The sequence below is a fragment of the candidate division WOR-3 bacterium genome (genome assembly GCA_029858255.1).
Classification (GTDB): Bacteria; Hydrothermota; Tepidihabitantia; order SM23-42; family SM23-42; genus SM23-42.
Genome location: JAOUFJ010000014.1, coordinates 31,547 through 51,692, shown reverse-complemented (window position 1 = coordinate 51,692; position 20,146 = coordinate 31,547). Strand labels below are relative to the sequence as shown.

The 20,146-nt window shown below is 48.9% G+C and carries 13 protein-coding genes and 1 tRNA gene; 2 read left to right on the top strand and 12 right to left on the bottom strand.

The genetic code is table 11. From position 1 onward, the window contains the following. Position 1: 1 nt before the first annotated feature. From OEV79_07480 to carA, 5 genes are all read right to left on the bottom strand, one after another. Positions 2-2,380 carry a tetratricopeptide repeat protein gene (locus OEV79_07480; GenBank protein ID MDH4211274.1) on the bottom strand — a complete coding sequence of 793 codons (2,379 nt, stop codon included), beginning with the start codon at positions 2,378-2,380 and terminating at the stop codon, positions 2-4. Positions 2,381-2,543: 163 nt separating this feature from the next. Next, positions 2,544-2,616: transfer RNA gene (locus OEV79_07475), tRNA-Phe, on the bottom strand. An 87-nt stretch (positions 2,617-2,703) separates the two neighbouring features. Next, positions 2,704-4,329 carry a carbon starvation protein A gene (locus OEV79_07470; GenBank protein ID MDH4211273.1) on the bottom strand — a complete coding sequence of 542 codons (1,626 nt, stop codon included), beginning with the start codon at positions 4,327-4,329 and terminating at the stop codon, positions 2,704-2,706. Positions 4,330-4,431: 102 nt separating this feature from the next. Further along, a complete protein-coding gene (carB, locus tag OEV79_07465) occupies positions 4,432-7,665 on the bottom strand; it encodes a carbamoyl-phosphate synthase large subunit (protein MDH4211272.1) in 3,234 nt (1,077 codons plus the stop codon). Further along, a complete protein-coding gene (carA, locus tag OEV79_07460; GenBank protein MDH4211271.1) occupies positions 7,658-8,722 on the bottom strand; it encodes a glutamine-hydrolyzing carbamoyl-phosphate synthase small subunit in 1,065 nt (354 codons plus the stop codon). Before carA ends, carB begins: the two co-directional genes overlap by 8 nt. A gap of 224 nt (positions 8,723-8,946) precedes the next feature. Between carA and OEV79_07455 the strand changes: the two genes are divergently transcribed. Together OEV79_07455 and uvrC are read left to right on the top strand one after the other, a co-directional pair. Then, the gene (locus OEV79_07455) at positions 8,947-10,401 is read left to right on the top strand and encodes an RtcB family protein (GenBank protein ID MDH4211270.1); all 1,455 of its coding nucleotides are present in this window, start codon (positions 8,947-8,949) and stop codon (positions 10,399-10,401) included. Between the two features lie 66 nt (positions 10,402-10,467). After that, positions 10,468-12,225, top strand: coding sequence for an excinuclease ABC subunit UvrC (gene uvrC, locus OEV79_07450; protein ID MDH4211269.1), 1,758 nt, complete (start codon positions 10,468-10,470; stop codon positions 12,223-12,225). A 387-nt stretch (positions 12,226-12,612) separates the two neighbouring features. Here uvrC and OEV79_07445 read toward each other — a convergent pair whose 3' ends face one another. The 7 genes from OEV79_07445 to OEV79_07415 all read right to left on the bottom strand — a co-directional run bounded on the left by OEV79_07445 (position 12,613) and on the right by OEV79_07415 (position 20,077). After that, positions 12,613-13,347, bottom strand: coding sequence for a hemolysin family protein (locus OEV79_07445; GenBank protein ID MDH4211268.1), 735 nt, complete (start codon positions 13,345-13,347; stop codon positions 12,613-12,615). A gap of 14 nt (positions 13,348-13,361) precedes the next feature. After that, on the bottom strand, positions 13,362-13,781 hold the full coding sequence (locus tag OEV79_07440) for a bifunctional nuclease family protein (GenBank protein ID MDH4211267.1): 420 nt from the start codon (positions 13,779-13,781) through the stop codon (positions 13,362-13,364). Between the two features lie 64 nt (positions 13,782-13,845). Continuing rightward, a complete protein-coding gene (rplI, locus tag OEV79_07435) occupies positions 13,846-14,295 on the bottom strand; it encodes a 50S ribosomal protein L9 (GenBank protein MDH4211266.1) in 450 nt (149 codons plus the stop codon). Then, positions 14,292-14,495 carry a 30S ribosomal protein S18 gene (gene rpsR / locus OEV79_07430; protein ID MDH4211265.1) on the bottom strand — a complete coding sequence of 68 codons (204 nt, stop codon included), beginning with the start codon at positions 14,493-14,495 and terminating at the stop codon, positions 14,292-14,294. The genes rplI and rpsR overlap by 4 nt, the downstream gene beginning before the upstream one ends. A gap of 15 nt (positions 14,496-14,510) precedes the next feature. Then, positions 14,511-14,939 carry a single-stranded DNA-binding protein gene (gene ssb, locus OEV79_07425; protein ID MDH4211264.1) on the bottom strand — a complete coding sequence of 143 codons (429 nt, stop codon included), beginning with the start codon at positions 14,937-14,939 and terminating at the stop codon, positions 14,511-14,513. Beyond that, positions 14,936-15,229 (bottom strand): 30S ribosomal protein S6, encoded by a 294-nt coding sequence (gene rpsF, locus OEV79_07420; GenBank protein MDH4211263.1) that lies wholly within the window; start codon positions 15,227-15,229, stop codon positions 14,936-14,938. The genes ssb and rpsF overlap by 4 nt, the downstream gene beginning before the upstream one ends. Positions 15,230-15,394: 165 nt before the next feature. Next, a complete protein-coding gene (locus tag OEV79_07415) occupies positions 15,395-20,077 on the bottom strand; it encodes an MG2 domain-containing protein (protein MDH4211262.1) in 4,683 nt (1,560 codons plus the stop codon). Between the last annotated feature and the right edge of the window lie 69 nt (positions 20,078-20,146).

Below are 20,146 nucleotides of genomic sequence, written 5' to 3'. Positions count from 1 at the left end.
TTCATATTTCTTTCTCCAAAATTTCAGAAAGTTCTATTGTTAGTGTTAGACAATGCTTTATCTTATCGGCTAAATCCTGAGGTGGGCTCAATAAGAGCGCCTTCTTCCAACTCTCACAAGCATCATCAAAAGCACCTCTGTGGATGTTCAGTAATCCGCGATGGTAATAGGGTAGCGGTTTCGAAGCATCGACCTCGATCGCTTTGTCAAAATGCCCTCTCGCCCTATCATACTCCTGCTTCTCCGCCCAGTAGATCCCGGCAAGTATATTGTATTCGTAATTTTCAGGAGTCGCATCAGAAAGAAAATCGATATGCTGATGCGCATTATCATAGTCTTTTTTGTTAATGTAGATTCTTAGAAGCCTGAGGTTTACTCCAATGTTTTCCCTGTCCTTCTCATAAACCCTGAGGTATGATTCCAGAGCCTCATCCTCCTTGCCTAAACCGTATGCAAGATCGGCAAGTTCATTCGACCAGGTCATGTTATCCGGTTGAATTTCCACCAACTCCTGATACTTCACTCTTGCCTCTTCAACCCTACCCTCTTTCTTCAACATAAGTGACAGAGCAGCGAGCAGGTCGACGACACCCGGTTGGATCTTGTGCTGGTTTTCGAGAAGCTCAATTGCATCGTTAACATCACCACGATTGAAAAGAATATCCGCCTTCAACAAAGCTGCCTTGTAATATTGCGGATCGATTGCAAGAGCTCTGCCAGCATTCTCCAGGGCATGAACCGCATCATTCTTACCCAGAGATTCTTCTGCCTCAGCAAGCAACTCATCGGGAGTAGTAGCCTGCGGAGCCAATACATCATCAATCACTTCCGCAGCCACAGGATGGGATCGCGATACGTAATAAGGACCGAACTCGGAAATTGCGGGGTCAAGTGAAAGATGATACTTCTCATTGTCGTAATTTGGTTCTATCTCCATGCCTTTTCTGATATGCACCAGGCCCTCTTCGTACCTGCCAAGTCGTGTCGCTATGAAACCCATATTATAGTAGGCACCGGCGTGATGAGGAGCGACCTCCAAAACTCGATTGAAAGCATCCATGGCTTTTTCGTCTTCGCCTTTTTCCATGTACACAAGGCCGTATAAGAAATCAACGTCTATACCTTTATAATCCAGCAGCTCGAGCGTCCTGTCGTAGTCGTCATTTTTCAAGTAATGCATAGCCAAATTGAATCGGGCATCGCTATTCCCTGCAGCCATTGATCTCGCATAGTTACTCAATGCCTTATCCACGTCGCCAAGGACATACTGTGCCACTGCCACGTTATTCAATGCCATTGGTTCATCTTCATCCTGAACCAGCACCTTTTCAAACCACTCCAGGGCACTACCTATCTGTCCCTGCATGATATGTGCGACACCAAGCGCGTTTGCGCACCTGACGGCATCGAAATCGCGTTTTATTGCCTGCTGCAAATTGCGGATCGCCTCGTCAAATCTACTCAGATAGATATTTGCCTCGGCAACAGCGTAATACACTTCAGCGGCGCCTTCCTTCAATTTCAGACATTCGTTGAACTCCCGCTCTGCCTCATCAAATAATCCTTTGTTTCGATAGGACATCCCCATATTAAAGTGAATTTTATATGAATCTCCCGTAACCTTGGGAATACCGAGTTGTTCCTTCAGGGATTCCCACTGATCGCGGTGGGATTCGATGTCGACCGGCAAACCGGTATCTTCCGTGGCCAGTGATGGATTCAGTGATATCGCCTTCTTCACGGCTTTGATGCTGTCTTGTGTGCGTCCCTTCTCACTGAGTGCTAAACCCATAAGAAAATGAGTCTCCGCCGAGTTCTCGTCAAATTTCAACGCCTCTTCAAGGTTCTTTATCGCCATATCGATCACGCCTTTTCGTAAATATATTTCACCGATCGCCCGGTAGCCTTCGTGCGCTTCCCTTATTTTCAGTGCTTGTTTCATCTCTTCAAGGGCATCATCATATTTTCCAAGGTATTTCAGCGTGTTACTGAAACCAAAATGGGCATGATATGAATCTGGATTTGCATCGAGGACCTTCTTGTAGTAGACGATAGCGTGTGAGTATTTCTGTAATTTGGCATAAGTATCTGCGAGCTCAAGGATCTTGTTCTCATCGTGAGGATCACTCTCGATACCCTGGGTCAAGTGTTCAACTTTTTCCTCGAGTTTGCCCGTTTTTCTGAGTATTATCTCCAGATTATTGCGCGCCAGAACAAAGTTGGGATTGAGTTTGAGAGCTTTTTCGAGCTCCGCAATCGCCTCGGTGTACAGCCCTTTGTTGTAATAGACAATCGCAAGATTGTTATGCGCTCCAGGATCATCCTGAGGAATCCTCTGGGCAAAGCTGCTCAATACCTTCTGCTCATCTGGTGATATCATGGTTTCAATGCACTCTGCATACAATATGCCCGATGCTAATTTCGGCTATTAGATGCCGCAAAATAATGAAAAAGCTACCCCGTGCCATATACAATATTTTACTAAAATCCGCTAAAATGTCAAGAAAATCTTGTGACTTCTGCGTTTCCCGTATGACAAAAAATGCCAGGGCGCAGAATCGAACTGCGGACACCCGGATTTTCAGTCCGGTGCTCTACCAACTGAGCTACCCTGGCTCAATGAATGATTCTATACAAAAAAATATCTATGTCAAGATTGACCCAGCAAGAGAACATTCAATTTCAATCAATTCAGCGCAATTTCTATGACTTGGCGCGCTTGTGCCGGTGCCGTACAACCTGTATCGCCTCCACCAGCATGAACAGCGATAGGACCAGCAGTAAGACCGCGACGAGAGCCAATCCATATTTGCCCTGATTGATGAACTGAAGTAATTGGTAAAGGAGCGCTGCGACGGTTGTAAAAAGCATAAAAAGTGCCGGATATAAAGCGTGTTTGACAGGTTTGTTTCGGCTTAACAGCCATGCCGTAACTACAAAAAGGGCAAGCGATGCAACGAGCTGATTCGCCGCGCCGAATACGGGCCAGATGGACTGCCAGGAGCCCAGCGATAACCATAATGCAGCAATTATGACCACGAAGGTATTGAAGTAGCAATTTCTGAAGATGCTGATTCCTAAAGTCTCGCCGAACAGTTCTTCGCTGATATAGCGCGTTATTCTTGTCGCCGAATCGAGCGTTGTCATGATGAACGTCTTGAGCATGGTAATACCGATCAACATGCCGAACGCGCCCAATATCGGTTTGGCGATCTCACCATAACCGGCACCGAACGTGCCGATCCAGTTGCCTCCTCTCATCAGGTCTGGATACACGAGGCCCGATGGACCGCCCTTCCAATAAAGCCCTGCCGCAACTGCCACCACGGCGAGTATGGCCAAAAGGCCCTCGGCGAGCATTGCGCCATAGCCTATTTTTTTTGCGTCCCTCTCATTGGACAGCTGCTTTGCGGTCGTGCCGCTGGCAACCAGTGAGTGGAATCCCGATATAGCACCGCAGGCAATAACGACAAACATCATAGGCCAGAGACCACCCTGCGCCCCATGCCACTGAATTACCAGAGGTGCTTTTATCTGAGGATGCACTATGAACAAACCCACATAGCCGACCGAAAGACCGAAGAAGAGCACAAAACTGGCTATGTAATCTCTTGGCTGCAAAAGGATATTGACCGGTAATACTGAAGCGATGAAAGCATAACCCAAAAGGCAGAAGAGCCAGAAATGGAATGAAGCGTTGATCGGCAAGTGATAACCGGCTATGATCAAGCCAAAGAGCAGAACGATGCCGATGGTGGTTGATACAATCAGGTTGAAGTTGAGTCTGTAGGTCAGGATCCCGACAACGGAGGCGACAATAATAAGGCCGAATGTCGGGATAACCACCTGGGGTGTAGTACTCAAGGTCTTCGCCGCGGAAGCAGCAAACACCGCGATAACAAGCACGAGGGTTAACCACAAGAATATTGAAAAGAAAATCTTTGCACGCCGGCTGAGCACATGTTCGGAAACGGTGGCGATCGATTTCCCCTTTTCCCTTATCGATATCATCAGACTAGAGAAATCATGTACTCCGCCCACAAATATCGAACCCAAAAAAATCCAAAGCACTGCTGGACCCCATCCCCAGATCACAACCGCGATGACTGGACCGAGAATTGGACCGGCGCCTGCGATCGACGCGAAATGATGGCCGAAGAGTATCATCCAATGCTTCGCTGGCACGTAATCACGACCGTCATACAATGAATGAGCGGGTGTCTTCTGCCGTGGATCGACATCGAACAGTCGGCTCAACACGCGCCCGTAGAATAGATAGCCGAACAGAAAAACAATAAAGGCAATGATCGCGAGGAAAATAGCGTTCATGAAACCTCCTTAACGATTATAGACGAGATGTCATATGTGTCAACAAATGGCATCATCGTGAGTAGTACAATTCAGAATTCAGCAGGGAATCGGTTCTTCTGCTCAACCTGGACGGTTGTGGTATTCATGCAAGGGGCGGGTGACAAGGCTGTGCCGCTGCGCGAACTTTATTGCCTCCACCTCAGCCTCGGCCGACGTCAGCGCGGTAATGAACGGGATACCGAGTTCTACTGCCAAACGCCTCATCGCATAGCCGTCACGTTTTGCACTGTGGGTCATGCTTGGTGTATTGATGATAAGATCAATGCTCCGCTGGCGCATCAGATCCACAGCGTTCGGTGATTTATGTTCGCTGATGCGGTATACCGTCTGGACTTCGATTCCGTGTTGGCGAAGATAATCCGCCGTCCCCCGGGTCGCCACGAATTTGAAACCAAGTTCAGCGAATGATCTCACCAGCTCGAGTATCCTGGGTTTATCATCATCACGTACCGTGACGTAGACCGTTCCCTTGTTACTGAACCTCTCATCGCTCAGTATCGCCTTGTAATATGCGGCGCCAAAGGTCCGGTCGATTGCCATGACCTCACCGGTCGATTTCATCTCCGGACCAAGGATCGGATCGACGCCAGTCAGTTTCTTGAACGGGAATACCGGGCCCTTTACAGAAACGAATCTACGTCTGGCAAGATTCGGCAGAACACGTGACCGTCTGAGATCTTCTATACTCTGCCCGATCAAGATCAACGTTGCGAGTTTTGCGAGCGGAACGCCAATCGTTTTGGAGACAAAAGGAATTGTCCTCGAGGCGCGTGGATTTGCTTCGAGCACATAGATCTCGCCATTCTGCACTGCGAACTGAATATTGATCAATCCCCTGGTGTTTAGCGAACGCGCGATATCCCTCGTTGTGCTCTCTATTTTGTATACCCTGTCATCTGATAGCGTTCTTGGCGGAATCACGCAATACGAATCGCCCGAGTGCACGCCTGCCTGTTCGATATGTTCCATGACACCGCCGATGAAGACCTCCTCACCATCACAGATCGCGTCAACGTCGACCTCAGTTGCATTGGCCACGTACTTGTCGACGAGAACGGGATGTTTTCTTGAAACGCGCACCGCCGCGTCCATGTATTGCTCGAGCCCACGTTCTTCATAGACGATCTCCATAGCACGTCCGCCCAGCACATAACTGGGGCGTACGATGACCGGATAGCCTATGGAAGCGGCAACGTTCTTCACATCGTTGAAAGTATAGCCTGTTCCGAAAGGCGGCTGCTTGATTCCCATACTCCCCAAGAGGGTTGAAAATTGCTCCCGGTCTTCGGCGCGGTGTATATCAATTGGCTGCGTCCCCAGGATTTCAACATCCAACTTGCCGCTCGTGATCAACTCGGCCAGAGGAATCGCCAGATTTATTGAAGTCTGGCCGCCGAACTGCAGAATGACACCACCGGGCCTTTCCCGCTCAATAACATTCAAAACATCCTCAAACACGAGTGGCTCAAAATAGAGGCGGCTCGATACATCAAAATCGGTCGAAACCGTCTCCGGGTTATTGTTCATCATTATCGCCTCGAACCCGGCATCCTTGAGTGCAAGCGCAGCGTGCACGCAGCAGTAGTCAAACTCAATGCCCTGGCCGATCCGAATCGGTCCTGAGCCGATAATGAGAATGCGCCGTTTGCTCTTTTCACGGGTTCTGATACCACCCGTCGCCATATACGTGGAATAGTAATACGGTGTTACCGCTTCGAATTCTCCGGCGCAAGTGTCGACCATATTGAAGCGCGGCACTATGCCCAGCGATTCACGAAGTGCCCTGATTTCTTCGGCCGGTTTACTCAAGATACGGCCGATCTCATCATCTGCAAAACCAAATCTCTTTGCGTCACTCAGCAGTTCAGGATCCAGGGGACATTTCTGCAATCTCCTTTCGACGTTAATAATATTCGCGATCTTGGTAATGAAAAAGGGATCAACCTTGCTGAGTTCAGAGATCTTCTTGACCGTGTAGCCCCTGCGCAATGATTCTGCGATACAGAAAAGCAAACGGTCGGTGGGTTCTTCGAGTTGCTGTATGAGCTCGTGTTCTTTGATCGCCTCGGGTTCTAGTCCCATTTGATTTATTTCCAGCGATCTTATCGCTTTGAGCATTGCTTCCTCAATGGTGCTGCCGATCGCCATCACTTCACCGGTCGATTTCATCTGCGTGGTTATGCGTCGGTCGACAGTCGGGAATTTGTCGAAAGGCCAGCGCGGTATCTTGGCGATAACGTAATCGAGTGCGGGCTCAAATGCCGCCGTTGTTTTCTTGGTCACCGCGTTCGGGATCTCATCAAGGTTCATGCCCACCGCGATCTTGGCGCTGACCCGGGCGATGGGATACCCCGTCGCCTTCGATGCCAGTGCCGATGAGCGAGATACCCGGGGGTTCACTTCAATGATGCGGTAAGCCCAGCGTTTTTGGTCCACTGCGAATTGGATATTACACCCTCCGCAGATCTTGAGCGCTCTTATGATCTTCAGACTCACACTTCTGAGAATCTGGTTTTCCTTATCGGTCAAGGTCTGGACCGGCGCAAAGACTATGCTCTCACCCGTATGCACACCCATTGGATTCAAGTTTTCCATACTACAAATCGTAATGCAGTTATCATTGCCATCGCGCATGACCTCGTACTCGAATTCTTTCCAGCCCAATACACTTTCCTCGATGAGCACCTGCCCGATCTGCGACTGCCTGATCCCGGCACTGGCGACTTCCTGAAGCTCCTGCCAGTTGTATGCAACGCCGCTTCCGGTGCCACCCAAAGTGTACGCGGGGCGGACCAGGACTGGGTATGACAGCGTGAGCATGGCTTCTCTTATTTGCTCAATGCTGTGACATGCCACGCTCTGGGGGATCGGCTCATCGAGTTCGGACATCAATCTGCGAAAACTCTCCCGGTTCTCGGCCGCCTCGATCGTTTCCCGATCCGACCCCAGGAGTTCGATACCATATCTGTCCAGTATCCCTTCCTGTGCAAGACGGAACGAAAGGTTCAAGGCTGTCTGGCCGCCAAAGCTTGGCAGCAAACCATCCGGTCTCTCGATCTCGATTATCTTAGCCAGAGTTTCGATATTCAAAGGCTCGATGTAAATAACGTCAGCAATTTGAGAATCGGTCTGGATCGTTGCCGGGTTGGAATTCACGACCACCGTCTGATAGCCTTCCTCCCTCAACGACCTGCTCGCCTGCGAGCCCGAGAAATCAAATTCCGCGGCCTGACCGATAACGATCGGCCCCGAACCGATTATCATCAACTTCTTGATATCTTTGCGTTTAGGCATTTAGAAAATCCCGGAAAATGAACGTGGTATCATAAGGACCAGGACCTGCCTCTGGATGAAATTGAACAGAGGATACTGGTAATCTCTTGTGCCGGATGCCCTCGATTGTGTGATCGTTGACGTTCATCCAGGATATCCGGACTTCAGGGATATCCTCTTCCTTGATCGCATATCCGTGGTTCTGAGATGTTATGTACACCTTGTTGCTCGCAAGATCTTTCACACCATGATTGCTGCCGCGGTGGCCGAACTTCATTTTGTAGGTCTTGAAGCCGAGTGCGATACTCAATAGCTGATTCCCCAGGCATATTCCAAGAGTAGGATATTTCTCCAGCGTATTCTTTATCGTCCTGACAGTGGAACCCATGATGTCAGGATGCTCAGGATTACCCGGTCCGTTGGATATGACGACCGCATCGGGATGAAATTCATCTATTGTTTTCATATCAACGTCATATGGTACCTGGATAACTGTAGCGTAGCGTAGCAGGTTATCGACAATGCTCTTCTTAACACCGCAGTCGATCAAAACGACTTTCTTCCTGCCGCGGCTTCTGTGTATTGTCGCATTCTTGCATGAAACACTGGCAACAAGATTCTCTTTGTCAGGGTGTGGAGTCTGCTGGATCCTGCTGGCCAATTGAGGGATGTCGACATTTTGTGCATTGCCGACGAGCATCCCTTTCATCGTGCCGCGATTTCTGATCTTCAGCGTCAACGCACGCGTGTCTATGTCATATAGACACGGCAAACGTTCTGCTTTGAGGAAACGCGCCATACGCGTTCCACGGGTTGAAAAAAAATAGGGCTCTTTGACAACGAGCCCTCTAATTTGAGTCTTCTCTGACTCACGATGTCTCTTGTGAAATCCGTAATTACCAATAAGCGGATAGGTCATGACGAGTATCTGACCTGCATATGACGGGTCGGTGAATGCCTCTTCATACCCGGTCATTGACGTGTTAAAAACCACCTCGCCAAAAACCTCTCCGCCGACAAAAAAACCCCTGCCTTTGAAGACTGTTCCATCCTCAAGGACAAGGATTGTATCCTGCATTCTAAAATAGAAGTATACATACATATGGGAACTTGTCAATATTTAATGTGTCGCTGGATAAAAATAAAAACGTATTCGTTTTTCGCGGCTCGTACTCGTGTTTTGCGGGTCACTCCATCATGGTTGCGAATACGATTTACGAACAACGAATACGTCTTTTGGTTACGCGTACAATTGACAATTCCAGCAAATGCTTTATAATCATAATAGGAAGGAGGCTGTACATGTCCTGGCAAGGCAAGCTGGAAAAGATCGATAATTATAGATACAAAATTCCTCGCAGTTATAAATCCGGAATGAAAACTGACGGGTTGATCTACGCTTCAGAAAGAATGCTGCCGCAGATAGTCTCTGACCAGGCTCCAGAACAAGTGGCAAATGTTGCCACTCTACCGGGTATTGTCGGATGCGCGATGGCCATGCCGGACATCCACTGGGGTTATGGATTCCCGATCGGCGGTGTCGCGGCTTTTGAAATCGACACGGGTATTATTTCACCCGGTGGCGTAGGTTATGATATCAATTGCGGCGTACGCCTGCTGCGTACTGACCTCACCGACAAAGAAATAAAGGGCAAGATCAAGGAACTGGTTCACGCTTTATTTAACAACGTTCCTTCCGGCGTTGGCTCAACCGGCAAGATCCGAATCGACGAACGCGAAGTCAAGGACGTGCTGATTCACGGTGCGCAATGGGCATTGAAAAAGGGTTATGGATGGGAAGAGGACATCGACCATATCGAGGCGCGCGGTGCGCTAGCGGGCGCAAATCCGGACATGGTGTCTAAACGAGCGCTCCAGCGGGGAAGGCCCCAGCTCGGCACGCTTGGCGCTGGAAATCATTTTCTCGAAATACAGGTCGTGCAGGATATCTATGACCGGGAAGCCGCAAAAACCATGGGCATCGATGATGTCGGTCAAATAACCGTTATGATACACACCGGTTCGCGCGGTCTTGGCTATCAGGTATGTGATGACAACGTCAAAATACTCGGCCGAACCACTCATGAGTATGGAATACAGATCCCTGACCGGCAGCTGGCATGCGCTCCGATAACATCACCTGAAGGAAAATCCTATTTTGCACAGATGGCGTGTGCGGCGAATTACGCGTGGGCAAATCGCCAATGCATAATGCACTGGGTCAGAGAATCATTTGAAAAAGTGCTCGGTAAATCATCAGAAGCGCTGAGCATGCATCTGATCTATGACGTGGCCCACAATATCGCCAAGTTCGAAAAACACGTAGTCGGTGGCCAAACAAAGGAATTATGCATACACCGGAAAGGTGCAACACGGGCATTCCCGGCAGGGCATGAAGAAGTGCCTGACGCATACAAGGGCATTGGCCAGCCCGTGCTCATACCTGGCGACATGGGCACAAATTCATATCTCCTGCTCGGAACAGACCTGGCAATGAAAGAAACCTTTGGTTCGACCTGCCACGGTGCGGGCCGGGTGATGTCCCGGACCAAAGCACTGGACAGAACACGCGGCCGGAGCATCAGCAAAGAGCTCGCGGAAAAAGGCATTTATGTTCTGTCCGCAAGCAGCGAGGTGCTGAGAGAGGAAGTACCCGAAGCGTATAAGGATATAGATATGGTCGTTGATGCCGTGCATCAGGCAGGCATATCGCGCAAAGTCGCTCGCATGAGACCGTTGGGCGTGGTCAAGGGATAAACTTGCTGCCGGAAGCTCCGCGTTTTCGCTGATAAGCTGCGAGCACCATATGCTGCTCGCCACATAATGAAAAATCCACCGAAAGAAAAGATCGCTCACGCACCACTTTTACCAGGTGTATATCTCTTCAAGGATAGAAGAAACAAAGTAATATATATCGGTAAGGCTGCTAACCTGAGAAACCGACTGACATCCTACATCAATTCAAGCATCATAAAGCAGGTCCTTGACATCGACACGATCGTGACAAATTCCGATGTCGAAGCACTCACCCTTGAAGAATCCTTGATAAAAATGCACAAGCCGAAATACAATATTCGTCTTAAGGACGACAAGAAATTCCCTTATCTCAAGGTCACTATCAACGAAGATTTCCCGCGCATTCTGTTCACGCGCGACCTGACCGACGACGGTTCCCTTGTCTTCGGCCCCTATGCGAATGCCCGGGCGCTTCGCAGAACGCGCGATGCTTTATGCCGGATATTCAAGCTGGTCTCCTGCACCAAAGACCTTTCCAGGAAATATTCACGTGCCTGCCTTGAATTCTATCTCGGCAGGTGCAGCGCTCCCTGCACCGATAGCATCACAAAATCCGAGTACGCGGCTTTAGTAAAAAAAGGAATAAAGTTCCTGCGCGGCAATTCAAATGAACTCGAAAAGACCATCGAAAAACAAATGTGGTCACATGCCGACTCTGAAAATTTCGAAGCTGCCAGGACATTACGGGATCAGTTATTCGCGATCCGCAAAATATCGCAACGTCAGCAGATAGTGACCGAAGATAATATCAGCAGGGATATTATCGGCACGGCGCGCACCCGTTTCCATTGCGTAGCATGTTTGTTCAGGATACGCGAGAACAGACTGCTCTCCAAGGAAATATACGATCTGAAGATCAACCCCCAGAGCAGCAGCGAAGAGGTCGCAAGCGCTTTCATCAGATTAATATATACTCACATCTCCTTTCTGCCCGAGCAAATCATAATCGCGTCCATGCCAGACGACTGGGATATCCAGCAGAGATGGTTTGAAAAGAAGGGATTCACAGTGCGGCTAATGGTCAATCCCAGGGGTGAGAGCAAAACCCTCTTGAAATGGGCTGTGAAGAATGCCGAGCATGAAATATCGACGAAATTGGCACACTCATCCATCTCGCCGGCACTCATCGAAATACAGGAAACACTGCATCTGGATACTCCGCCACGCTGGATCGAAGGATTTGATGTTTCAAATCTGGGGAATAAGTTCGCGGTAGGTTCCTCTGTAGCATTCAAAGATGGCAAACCATACAAGCAGTACTATCGAAGATACCGCATAAAAAGGATTGCCGGCCAGGATGATTTTGCCATGATCAAACAGATCGTCAGCCGCCGGCTCAAGGGCTTGAAACGGCGCAAAACCAAACCAGGTCTCTTGCTCATTGACGGCGGCAAGGGACAACTCAGCTCAGCCCTGCGCGTTATAAAAGAATTAGATACGGAAATTCCAACCTTTGCCCTGGCCAAGCGCAGCGACGAGCTCTTCAACACAGGCGGAAATACTATTTCCATACCCCCGACCTCAAAAGGCTTCTACTTGCTCAAGAGGCTGCGCGATGAAGCACACCGCTTCGCGATCGGCTACCACCGTAAGTTGCGCGGCAAGCAGGTAACGAAATCATTGCTCGACAGTATCAGCGGTGTCGGCAAATTTCGTAAACTGATGATACTGAAATACTTCGGTAGTGTCGAGGCTTTACGTAAGGCAAGCGAAACAGAGATAGCTAAAGTACCAGGTATCGGGACGAATATTGCGAAGCGTATCTACGAAAGCCTGCATACCTAGAACATTCACCGTATAAGAATTGCCACATTTTCTGCGAGGAAATCCGAATATCGAAATACGAAACAATACCAAAACTCAAAGCACAAATGATCGAAACAAATAAAAAAAACGTTGGGATCGTTATTACCGTTAATTGCGTCAGTGCCGTTGACAAAACAAGATTGTTACAATGGCACATGCAAGCTGCAGACAAATGACGTTGGGTCCTTTCTGAATGCCTGTTCCTATATCAATCCCCTCCCTTGACGAGAAATACCATTCCTTCGAGTCCTCCCCCTTGATGGGAAAGGAAAAAGGTGAGGGTGAAATATGATGAAACCGAGATTGGTTCGTCGCTTCACTCCTCGCAATGACGCGGGAGAGATGCGTAATCGATGAGTCGAAGACTCAGCGTATCTTGAGTCGGACCTTGCTTATCTTCCTGCGGGTTGCTTCGATTATCTTGAATGTGAAATTCCTGTACTCGATCTCCTCGCCCACCCTTGGTATCCGGTCGGCATACTTAATGATCAAACCACCGACTGTCGAAACATCATCTTCATCTATGGATACACCGAACTTCTCTGCGAAGTCGTCTATTTCCATCCTGGTATTCAAATAATACTCACTGTCGGATATCTTCTCTAACAGAGGCTTCTTCTTCTTATCGAATTCATCCTCGATGTCCCCGACGATCTCCTCGATCAGGTCCTCGACCGTGATGATCCCTGAGACACCGCCGAATTCGTCGATCACGACCGCAAGTGATAATCTCAGCCTCTGCAATTCCAGGAAAACACTCAAAGCGGATTTGTCCTCGTATACGAAGTGCGGCAAACGGACGAATTCGACAACGGGATAGTCCCGAAAATCATTCCAGAAGGAAATAATATCCTTTATGTGAAGAATACCAACCATCTGGTCGAGATTGTCAAAGTAGATCGGGTACCTGGAGTAATGGTGTTTCTTGTATGTCGCAACCACCTCATGGAGCTGCGTATCGTATGACAAGGAAATGACCTCATTCTTTGGTATCATCACCTTGTTAACTTCCCTTTCTTTGATCTGGAGTATTTCGTTGACCATCTTTCGCTCGGTAGCCGATAGAATACCGAGGTCGATGATGTTTTTTCTGATTTTCAAATCTCTATCTGATGCTACTTATTGAAATCGATCTCACCAAACGACTCGGGTTTAGTGTTGCGCAGGCGCCTCTTCAACTCGTCCACCGTCTTATCGCCCTGCAGAACAATGCCGTTGTGGTTTATTATGTCGTCGTTGACCCATATGCTGCTCTTTGTGCGCAGTGCAAGGGCGATCGAGTCGGAAGGACGGGCGTCGATCGCGAAGACTTTTGAATCAAGTTCGACAAATATTTTTGCATAGTATGTTTCTTCCCTTAGATCAACGATACCGATCTTCGATACCTTTGCCTGGAATGCATCGAGGATCGACTTCAACAGGTCATGTGTCAACGGGCGCTTGGGTTTCACCCCCTCCAGGGTCAAGGCTATTGCCATTGCCTCGCTCTCGCCGATCCATATTGGTAGAGTTCGTTCGCCGAATTTTTCCTTCAGGAGTACTACATAAGTGTGCCATTGCTGGTCTTCGATGACCGCGTTTACGAAAACCTCGAGAATTCTACACCTCTTCTTCTAACAGTGCCAGCTTGAATACCGCTTCTATATTCTCTCCAAGGTGGACCTTTATGTCATAGACCCCCGGTTGCTTCAAGGGTTCTTTCAGCATGATATCTTTCTTGTCGACCTCGACCCCCTCGGCCTGCAGCAGCGATGCAAGGTCAGCGGACGTGACACTGCCGAATGCCTTCCCATCCATGCCTGTCTTGATCGTGGTTTTCACCGAAAGATTGTTTATCCGCTCGGCAAGATCCATACTCAGCAATCGAATCTTGTCCATCTGTTTAGAGAATCTCTTCTTGGATTTTTCCAGGCCTCTTAGATTACCAGGGGTGGCTTCCATGGCGATTTTTCTGGGAATGAGATAGTTCCGCGCATAGCCATCCCTGACCTCGACCACGTCAAAGGGCTTACCGACTCTATCCATTGGTTTAAGGAGTATTACTTTCATCTTGTCTCGTACGGCAGTAAAGCGATCTCGCGTGCCCTCTTGATGGCCTGAGAAAGCCTGCGCTGGTGAAAAGAGCACACACCGGTGATCCTTGATGACAATATTTTGCCACGCTCATTGATAAAACCCTTCAATACCGATGTATCTTTGTAGTTGATCTCGTCAATATGTTCCTTACAGAAACGACATCTCTTCCGCATTTCTCTCCTTTCGCATTAGAACGGCGTATCAACCGCACCATCGTCCTTGAAATCTTCCTCCGACTCGGACGTTGGTTCCGTCGTTGTGCCTGCTTGCGGCAGATCAAGGAACTGAATACGGCGCGCGACAACCTCGATCGCCGAACGTTTCTCTCCCTGAGCCGACTCCCATTGGCGCGATCGAAGTCTGCCTTCGATCAGAACCGCACTACCTTTTTTCAGAAAATCATTTGCCAGTTCGGCCTGCCGCCGCCACGCAACAACGTTGATGAATAATGTCTCCTCCTGCTGCTCGCCGGTCTCTCGATTCTTGTATCGCCGGCTCGAGGCAATACGAAAATCACAAACCGGCGCGCCCTTCTGCGTATAACGTAATTCAGGATCAGCAACCAGCCTTCCGATCAGCTGAACCGAGTTAAGATATCCTAATCGAAGATCGCTCATTTTTTTGAATCCTTTACAAAGATAATGAAACGTAAAATATCTTCGCTGTGTTTTAATTCTTCCTTGACTTTGTTGATAGCGACAGGTTGTGCCTCAAAGACATAATTCACGTAGTATCCTTCGTTCAATTTTCTGATCGGATAGGCAAGTGTCTTCTTGCCCAGGTTTTCGGTCTTCAACTGGCCCTGCGTATTATCCTTGATGATTTTTTCGACCGCCTGGACGCTCTGTTCCAGTTTCTCATCAGGTAAATCTGGATGAAAAATGAACATTGCTTCGTAATTTCTCATAGTCTTCGTCCTTTTATATATCCTTTGATTGTAACCAACATAAAATATGCGTCGCACACTCCGCTAACGCAAAAACCCATTCCTCAATTATATCTAGATATTGCGTGGCGTCAAGGAAAATATGGAGGGGCCGACTAAACAGGCTCGGCCCCTCTTATCTCCCTGTTACATGGCAACTTGTATTTCAATGGGCGGCTTGAATGCTCCATCTTCGATATTATAGTATTCGTAAACCTGTGAAGCCCGCACTTTGGCACGAATAGGGTATTTTGCCTGGAGCTGATATGATATCTTGACCGGTGAACCGAATACAACCTCATCAAGATAAATGATGATCTGTCGCGGCGTGATGCTGTATTTCTGTATCTTCTTGCCCACGAGTTCATCGAGGGTCGGCGTCAGAACCTCAAAACCAGGAGGAATCCCAAGATCAACCATCACCATCTGGGCGCGACCTGGCCGGGTCAATTTGGCATCGACATCGACATCGACGATATCATTTATACGGAGATCTGTGCGGTCATACTTTACGTCGATAACAAAAGGAGGATTGTCACCTTTGGGTACGATTTCCCACGGCAGGTAGTACCTACTCACGATCTCGTAGAGGAAACTACCTTCTCCTTTTACAACGACCTCGATGGTGTTCTGAGCGCCGATATTTCCGCCCAAATCTACCTGGTGCATGAGATCAGCATTGCTTCTATCCACCCTGAATTCCGAGACTTTCTGCCCGTTGACAATAATTGTCAGCTGAGCATCAACATCCTCGCTCGTGCTGCCCAATGCAGCAACGAACGCACGCAACGCGATGATCGTGCCCTGCGTTGTGTACCATATACCCGATTTGTCCTTGGCGCGGATCAGATAGGTCAATGCCTCGCTTACGACGTCCGTGTACTTACCGGACCTTATCAACGCGTACGCGGCGAGTCCGGTCGCCTCAATATCTGCCCCAATACCGCGTGTGAAAGTTATTGAAGCCATACCCGATTCCCAGTAGACCGCATCTTGATCCCTTTTGGCCATGCCTATGAGGCGTTTCAATATGTCGAGCGTGGTGGCCGAATTCGGTTCAACGGAAACGAACGCATTCGCAACGAGCGCAAGCATATAGGGATCCTTGACAGCATTCAAGTTCTTTTTTAAATAGTTTAGTCCATTCTGCACCGCAGTACCGCGTTCACCGATCTCACCGAGTGCCCAGCAGATATACGCGGTCGGTAAAATCTCGTTTTTCTGAATGTTCCCCCATGATTCAGCATGCAGGTACTGAGCATCTGGCGACCAGGAACCATCTTTGTTCTGCTGGCTCTTCAACCATTGAGCCGTGCGGTCTATGATTCGCTGGTCAATGTCGTATACACGAGCCATATCGTTGAATTCCATCAAACCATAAGCAGTCAATATCTTGTTCGCAGGTGCATCACCAAACCAGGAAAAACCTCCACCCTGCACTTCAAACGTCACGAGGCGCTGATAACCCAGACTGATGTATTCTTCAGCCGTCATTTCGGTCTCCGGCTTGATCTGTCCGGTCTGCCCGAGATAGTTGAGGATAAGTATGTTGGGATAGGTAACCGATGTTGTCTGTTCAAAGCAGCCAAACGGCACCCCCAATAATTTATCGAGACCCTCAACGACCTGTGAAAAAATACCCGGGAAAATCTTCAAACCCAACCAGTTAGCTCCTTCGATCGAGTTCGCAGGAAATGAGATCTTTTTCACCACCCGGTCCATAAGCCGGTCTGAGACAATACCTTCGTAGAGTTTCCCGTCCGGCAGGACGGCGACGTTGCGTTTAATCGCGTCAGATTTCACCTCACCGTAGGCCCTCACCAGAATCGAATGGTAACCCAGTTTCTTGACCCGGATCGGGAAATACACAACGCTAACCTCATCCCTCGCGAGCTGCCTGACGATTTCGGACCCTTCAAGGATATCGAACCAATCCTCGTTCTGCAGCACCAATCTGATCTCCTGATCCCTGGGCAGATAGTTGTAGAGGGCAACCGGTATTGAGATCTCGTCACCTTCGGTCAAAGCAACCGGTAGGTCAACGTCGACAAAGAAATCCTGAAATACCCGCAGCTGAGCGAGGACCGAGCCCAGCTCACCGCGTGAAGACGAGGCAAACGTCGTTATGCGCCAGGTCGTTATTGCATCAGGCATGGTCACACTGAGCCTTGCCGTACCGTCATAATCGGTGATGAGCGCCGGTTCAAACACGAAGGTCTCCGGGAAGAATTCACGCACCCGCGGTTCCTTCTCCGGCTGTTGGATGCTCGTCTCCGATTTCTTGGCTTGCAAGGCCATACGGCTGTGTACACCTGCCGCTGCCGGCATCATTGCATCCATCTCCTCGGCGAACAGAATTCCCTCGTCCCACATCATTTCGTTTACATCATCATCATTGTCGATAATGCCATCTGGTCCGGCCGAAGCAATGGTAAAGTACTGAAAATATTCTTCAGGCGAGCGTACATGGTACCTCCTGCCCCAAGGATCAAGAATTTCCTCCTCCTGCAGCATGCCTTCTTTTATGAACAAACCAATGGCATCTTCGCTTCTCGGATACTCGCCGTGCTTCTGGAAATACTCGGTCTGCGCTTCATATATCTTGAATCTGACCCCTTCTAGTTTTGTGTAGAACGCCTCCTGTATCTTCTCGGTAACGAGTTGGGGCGTGGTGTAACTTACCGGATAGTGATCCCTGGGAACGAGGGTCGAAAACATCACATTCTCGGCCCGCGCTTCCCTCGCCTTCATCTCCACAATGCTGACCGGTGTGAAACCGTGTATTTCATAACGCGGCTTCATTATCTCTTCTTCAAGTTTGAAGTATACCTTTTCCAGACCCGGTTGAAGTTCAGACACGGCGAAGACCGCCTCATCGACTACCGCGACGCACAAGGCAGCGATCCTCGGGCGGCCATCCTGACCGGTCACGGTGAATACTATCTCACCGTCCTGACCTGGAGCATATTCTTCCTGGCTCTTGCTCACTTTGATATGCAGGTCATCGGCTGCATTGACATAGCAGAAACGTGTATCACGCACTATATCACTTGCCCGGGTAACGATGTATGCATGTAGCCAGATCGAACCGCTGAGTTCCGGAGTCAGGTTCAACTTGTACCGTCCTCTGTAATTCCTGATGTCAACGGACTTTGTCATGACCGTCTGGTTGTCTTTGATGACGTCAAAATAGACGCGCCCTGACCGCTTGGTGGTCAGGAAGGTTAGATCGAGTGCCTCACCGACACTGTATATGCCACGAGCCATCCTTATTATGAGCTGATCCTGAGCCGTATCCAATTCAAAAGTTCTTTCAATACCAGCGGTCTCGCCCTTGTCATCAGTTGCTTTGACCTCGATCAGCGTTTTCGCTTCACGCGGGGTTATACTGAATTCGGCAATTCCATAGGCGTCGGTTCGAGCATCGAATCGCCGGGTACCAGCAAGCAACTGTATCTTGGCAAAACAAGGTGTACCATCAGGATATGTTGCGAGAACATACACACGGTTCTCGAGATTCGGTCGCAAGAAACCGCCCTCGGGTATGACAGCAAGGCTAATGACATCATCGACAATCTTCTTCTTCGCTGAAATCTTTTCGCTGTGATTCGCCGGGTCGATTACCTCAACATCGAGGCGTACAAAGGCGTCTCCCTGTTCCAGTGGTTGGCCGACGAAGTAATCAGGCAAACGGTAGGTGAAGTGGTAACGTCCTTCCTCGTCGGTACGGCCCTCAACCACAGATTCTTGTTGGAAACCGATGTCGAACTTGTAGGTTGTGATCCTTACTTTTCCTTCAACAACTGGTTTGCCAAAAAAATATTCTGCCACTATATCACCCGTAATCTGCTCGCCTGGCATGTAGTAATCCTTCTCCGTCGTCAGTTCGATTTTGAACTTCGGTAAGACATATTTCTTGACGTTGACTATCTTCTCCACTTTATCGCTCTCGAGAACTGTTCTTATCGTGTAATCTCCGAAATTGACTTCATCGGCAAGAACGAATTTGGAATACGCGACACCGAAGTCATCTGTTTTGATCTCCTCTTTGTAGACCTTGTTGCCCTTGCTATCTTCAACCTCGAAAAGAACAACGGCCCCATCCACTGGGTTCAGGTCTGGACGGCGCAGAGATAGTGATCTCATATGAATAGTCTGACCAGGTTGATACACGGGTTTGTCGGTCACCAGGTAGGTCATGTTACCACTCAATACGCGGACGCTCACATCGTACTGATCCTTGCCATAAGCGGACGCTACGTCGAAACGAAGATCTGCCTCATTCACATCCTCAGGCAGCTTGAAATTCGTCTCGCACGAACCAGCCCGGTCTGTCATGCCCTCGAAAACCACTTTTTCTTTTGCGCTGGTCTTCATGGTCACTTTCACGCGGGCGCCATCAATAGGAGCACTATTTCTCTGATTGTGCACGATAATCCGGTAATTGACCGGCATGCCGCGGATGAATTCGTTCTGGCCCAGAACCTGCACTATCATCCGGTCCTCGAGTTGGTATAAAGAATAAATGTTCTCTTCCCCCTTGAATTTCACCGCGACCCGCAGCAAATCCCTATCACGCGGTTCTTTTCTCAATTCTACCTTGAAAGTCACTGAGTAGTAATCTGCGGCAATGTACACATATTTATAGGCATCGCCGATCACTTCATCATTAATATCGACAATATCGACGTCAATCCTGCCAAACGTTCCCTTCATGTCCTCAATCGGAACTTCGATGCGAAGGACATCGGGCTGCCGGTCCAGGTTCACTCCTGAAACGATACCGAGTGAAGTCACTATTATTATGATGATGAGTATGGTCTTTTTCATTCTAACCTCCTTCTGAAATAAAATACAAATGCGTAGGGAAAATATTCCCTTGAACTTGGAGCCAGGTCT

Bases quoted from the DNA above. Each gene is read 5' to 3' on its own strand.
- OEV79_07480 (MDH4211274.1), bottom strand. From the start codon at position 2,380: ATGATATCACCAGATGAGCAGAAGGTATTGAGCAGCTTTGCCCAGAGG.
- OEV79_07470 (MDH4211273.1), bottom strand. From the start codon at position 4,329: ATGAACGCTATTTTCCTCGCGATCATTGCCTTTATTGTTTTTCTGTTC.
- carB (MDH4211272.1), bottom strand. From the start codon at position 7,665: ATGCCTAAACGCAAAGATATCAAGAAGTTGATGATAATCGGTTCGGGG.
- carA (MDH4211271.1), bottom strand. From the start codon at position 8,722: ATGCAGGATACAATCCTTGTCCTTGAGGATGGAACAGTCTTCAAAGGC.
- OEV79_07455 (MDH4211270.1), top strand. From the start codon at position 8,947: ATGTCCTGGCAAGGCAAGCTGGAAAAGATCGATAATTATAGATACAAA.
- uvrC (MDH4211269.1), top strand. From the start codon at position 10,468: ATGAAAAATCCACCGAAAGAAAAGATCGCTCACGCACCACTTTTACCA.
- rplI (MDH4211266.1), bottom strand. From the start codon at position 14,295: ATGAAAGTAATACTCCTTAAACCAATGGATAGAGTCGGTAAGCCCTTT.
- rpsR (MDH4211265.1), bottom strand. From the start codon at position 14,495: ATGCGGAAGAGATGTCGTTTCTGTAAGGAACATATTGACGAGATCAAC.
- ssb (MDH4211264.1), bottom strand. From the start codon at position 14,939: ATGAGCGATCTTCGATTAGGATATCTTAACTCGGTTCAGCTGATCGGA.
- rpsF (MDH4211263.1), bottom strand. From the start codon at position 15,229: ATGAGAAATTACGAAGCAATGTTCATTTTTCATCCAGATTTACCTGAT.
- OEV79_07415 (MDH4211262.1), bottom strand. From the start codon at position 20,077: ATGAAAAAGACCATACTCATCATCATAATAATAGTGACTTCACTCGGT.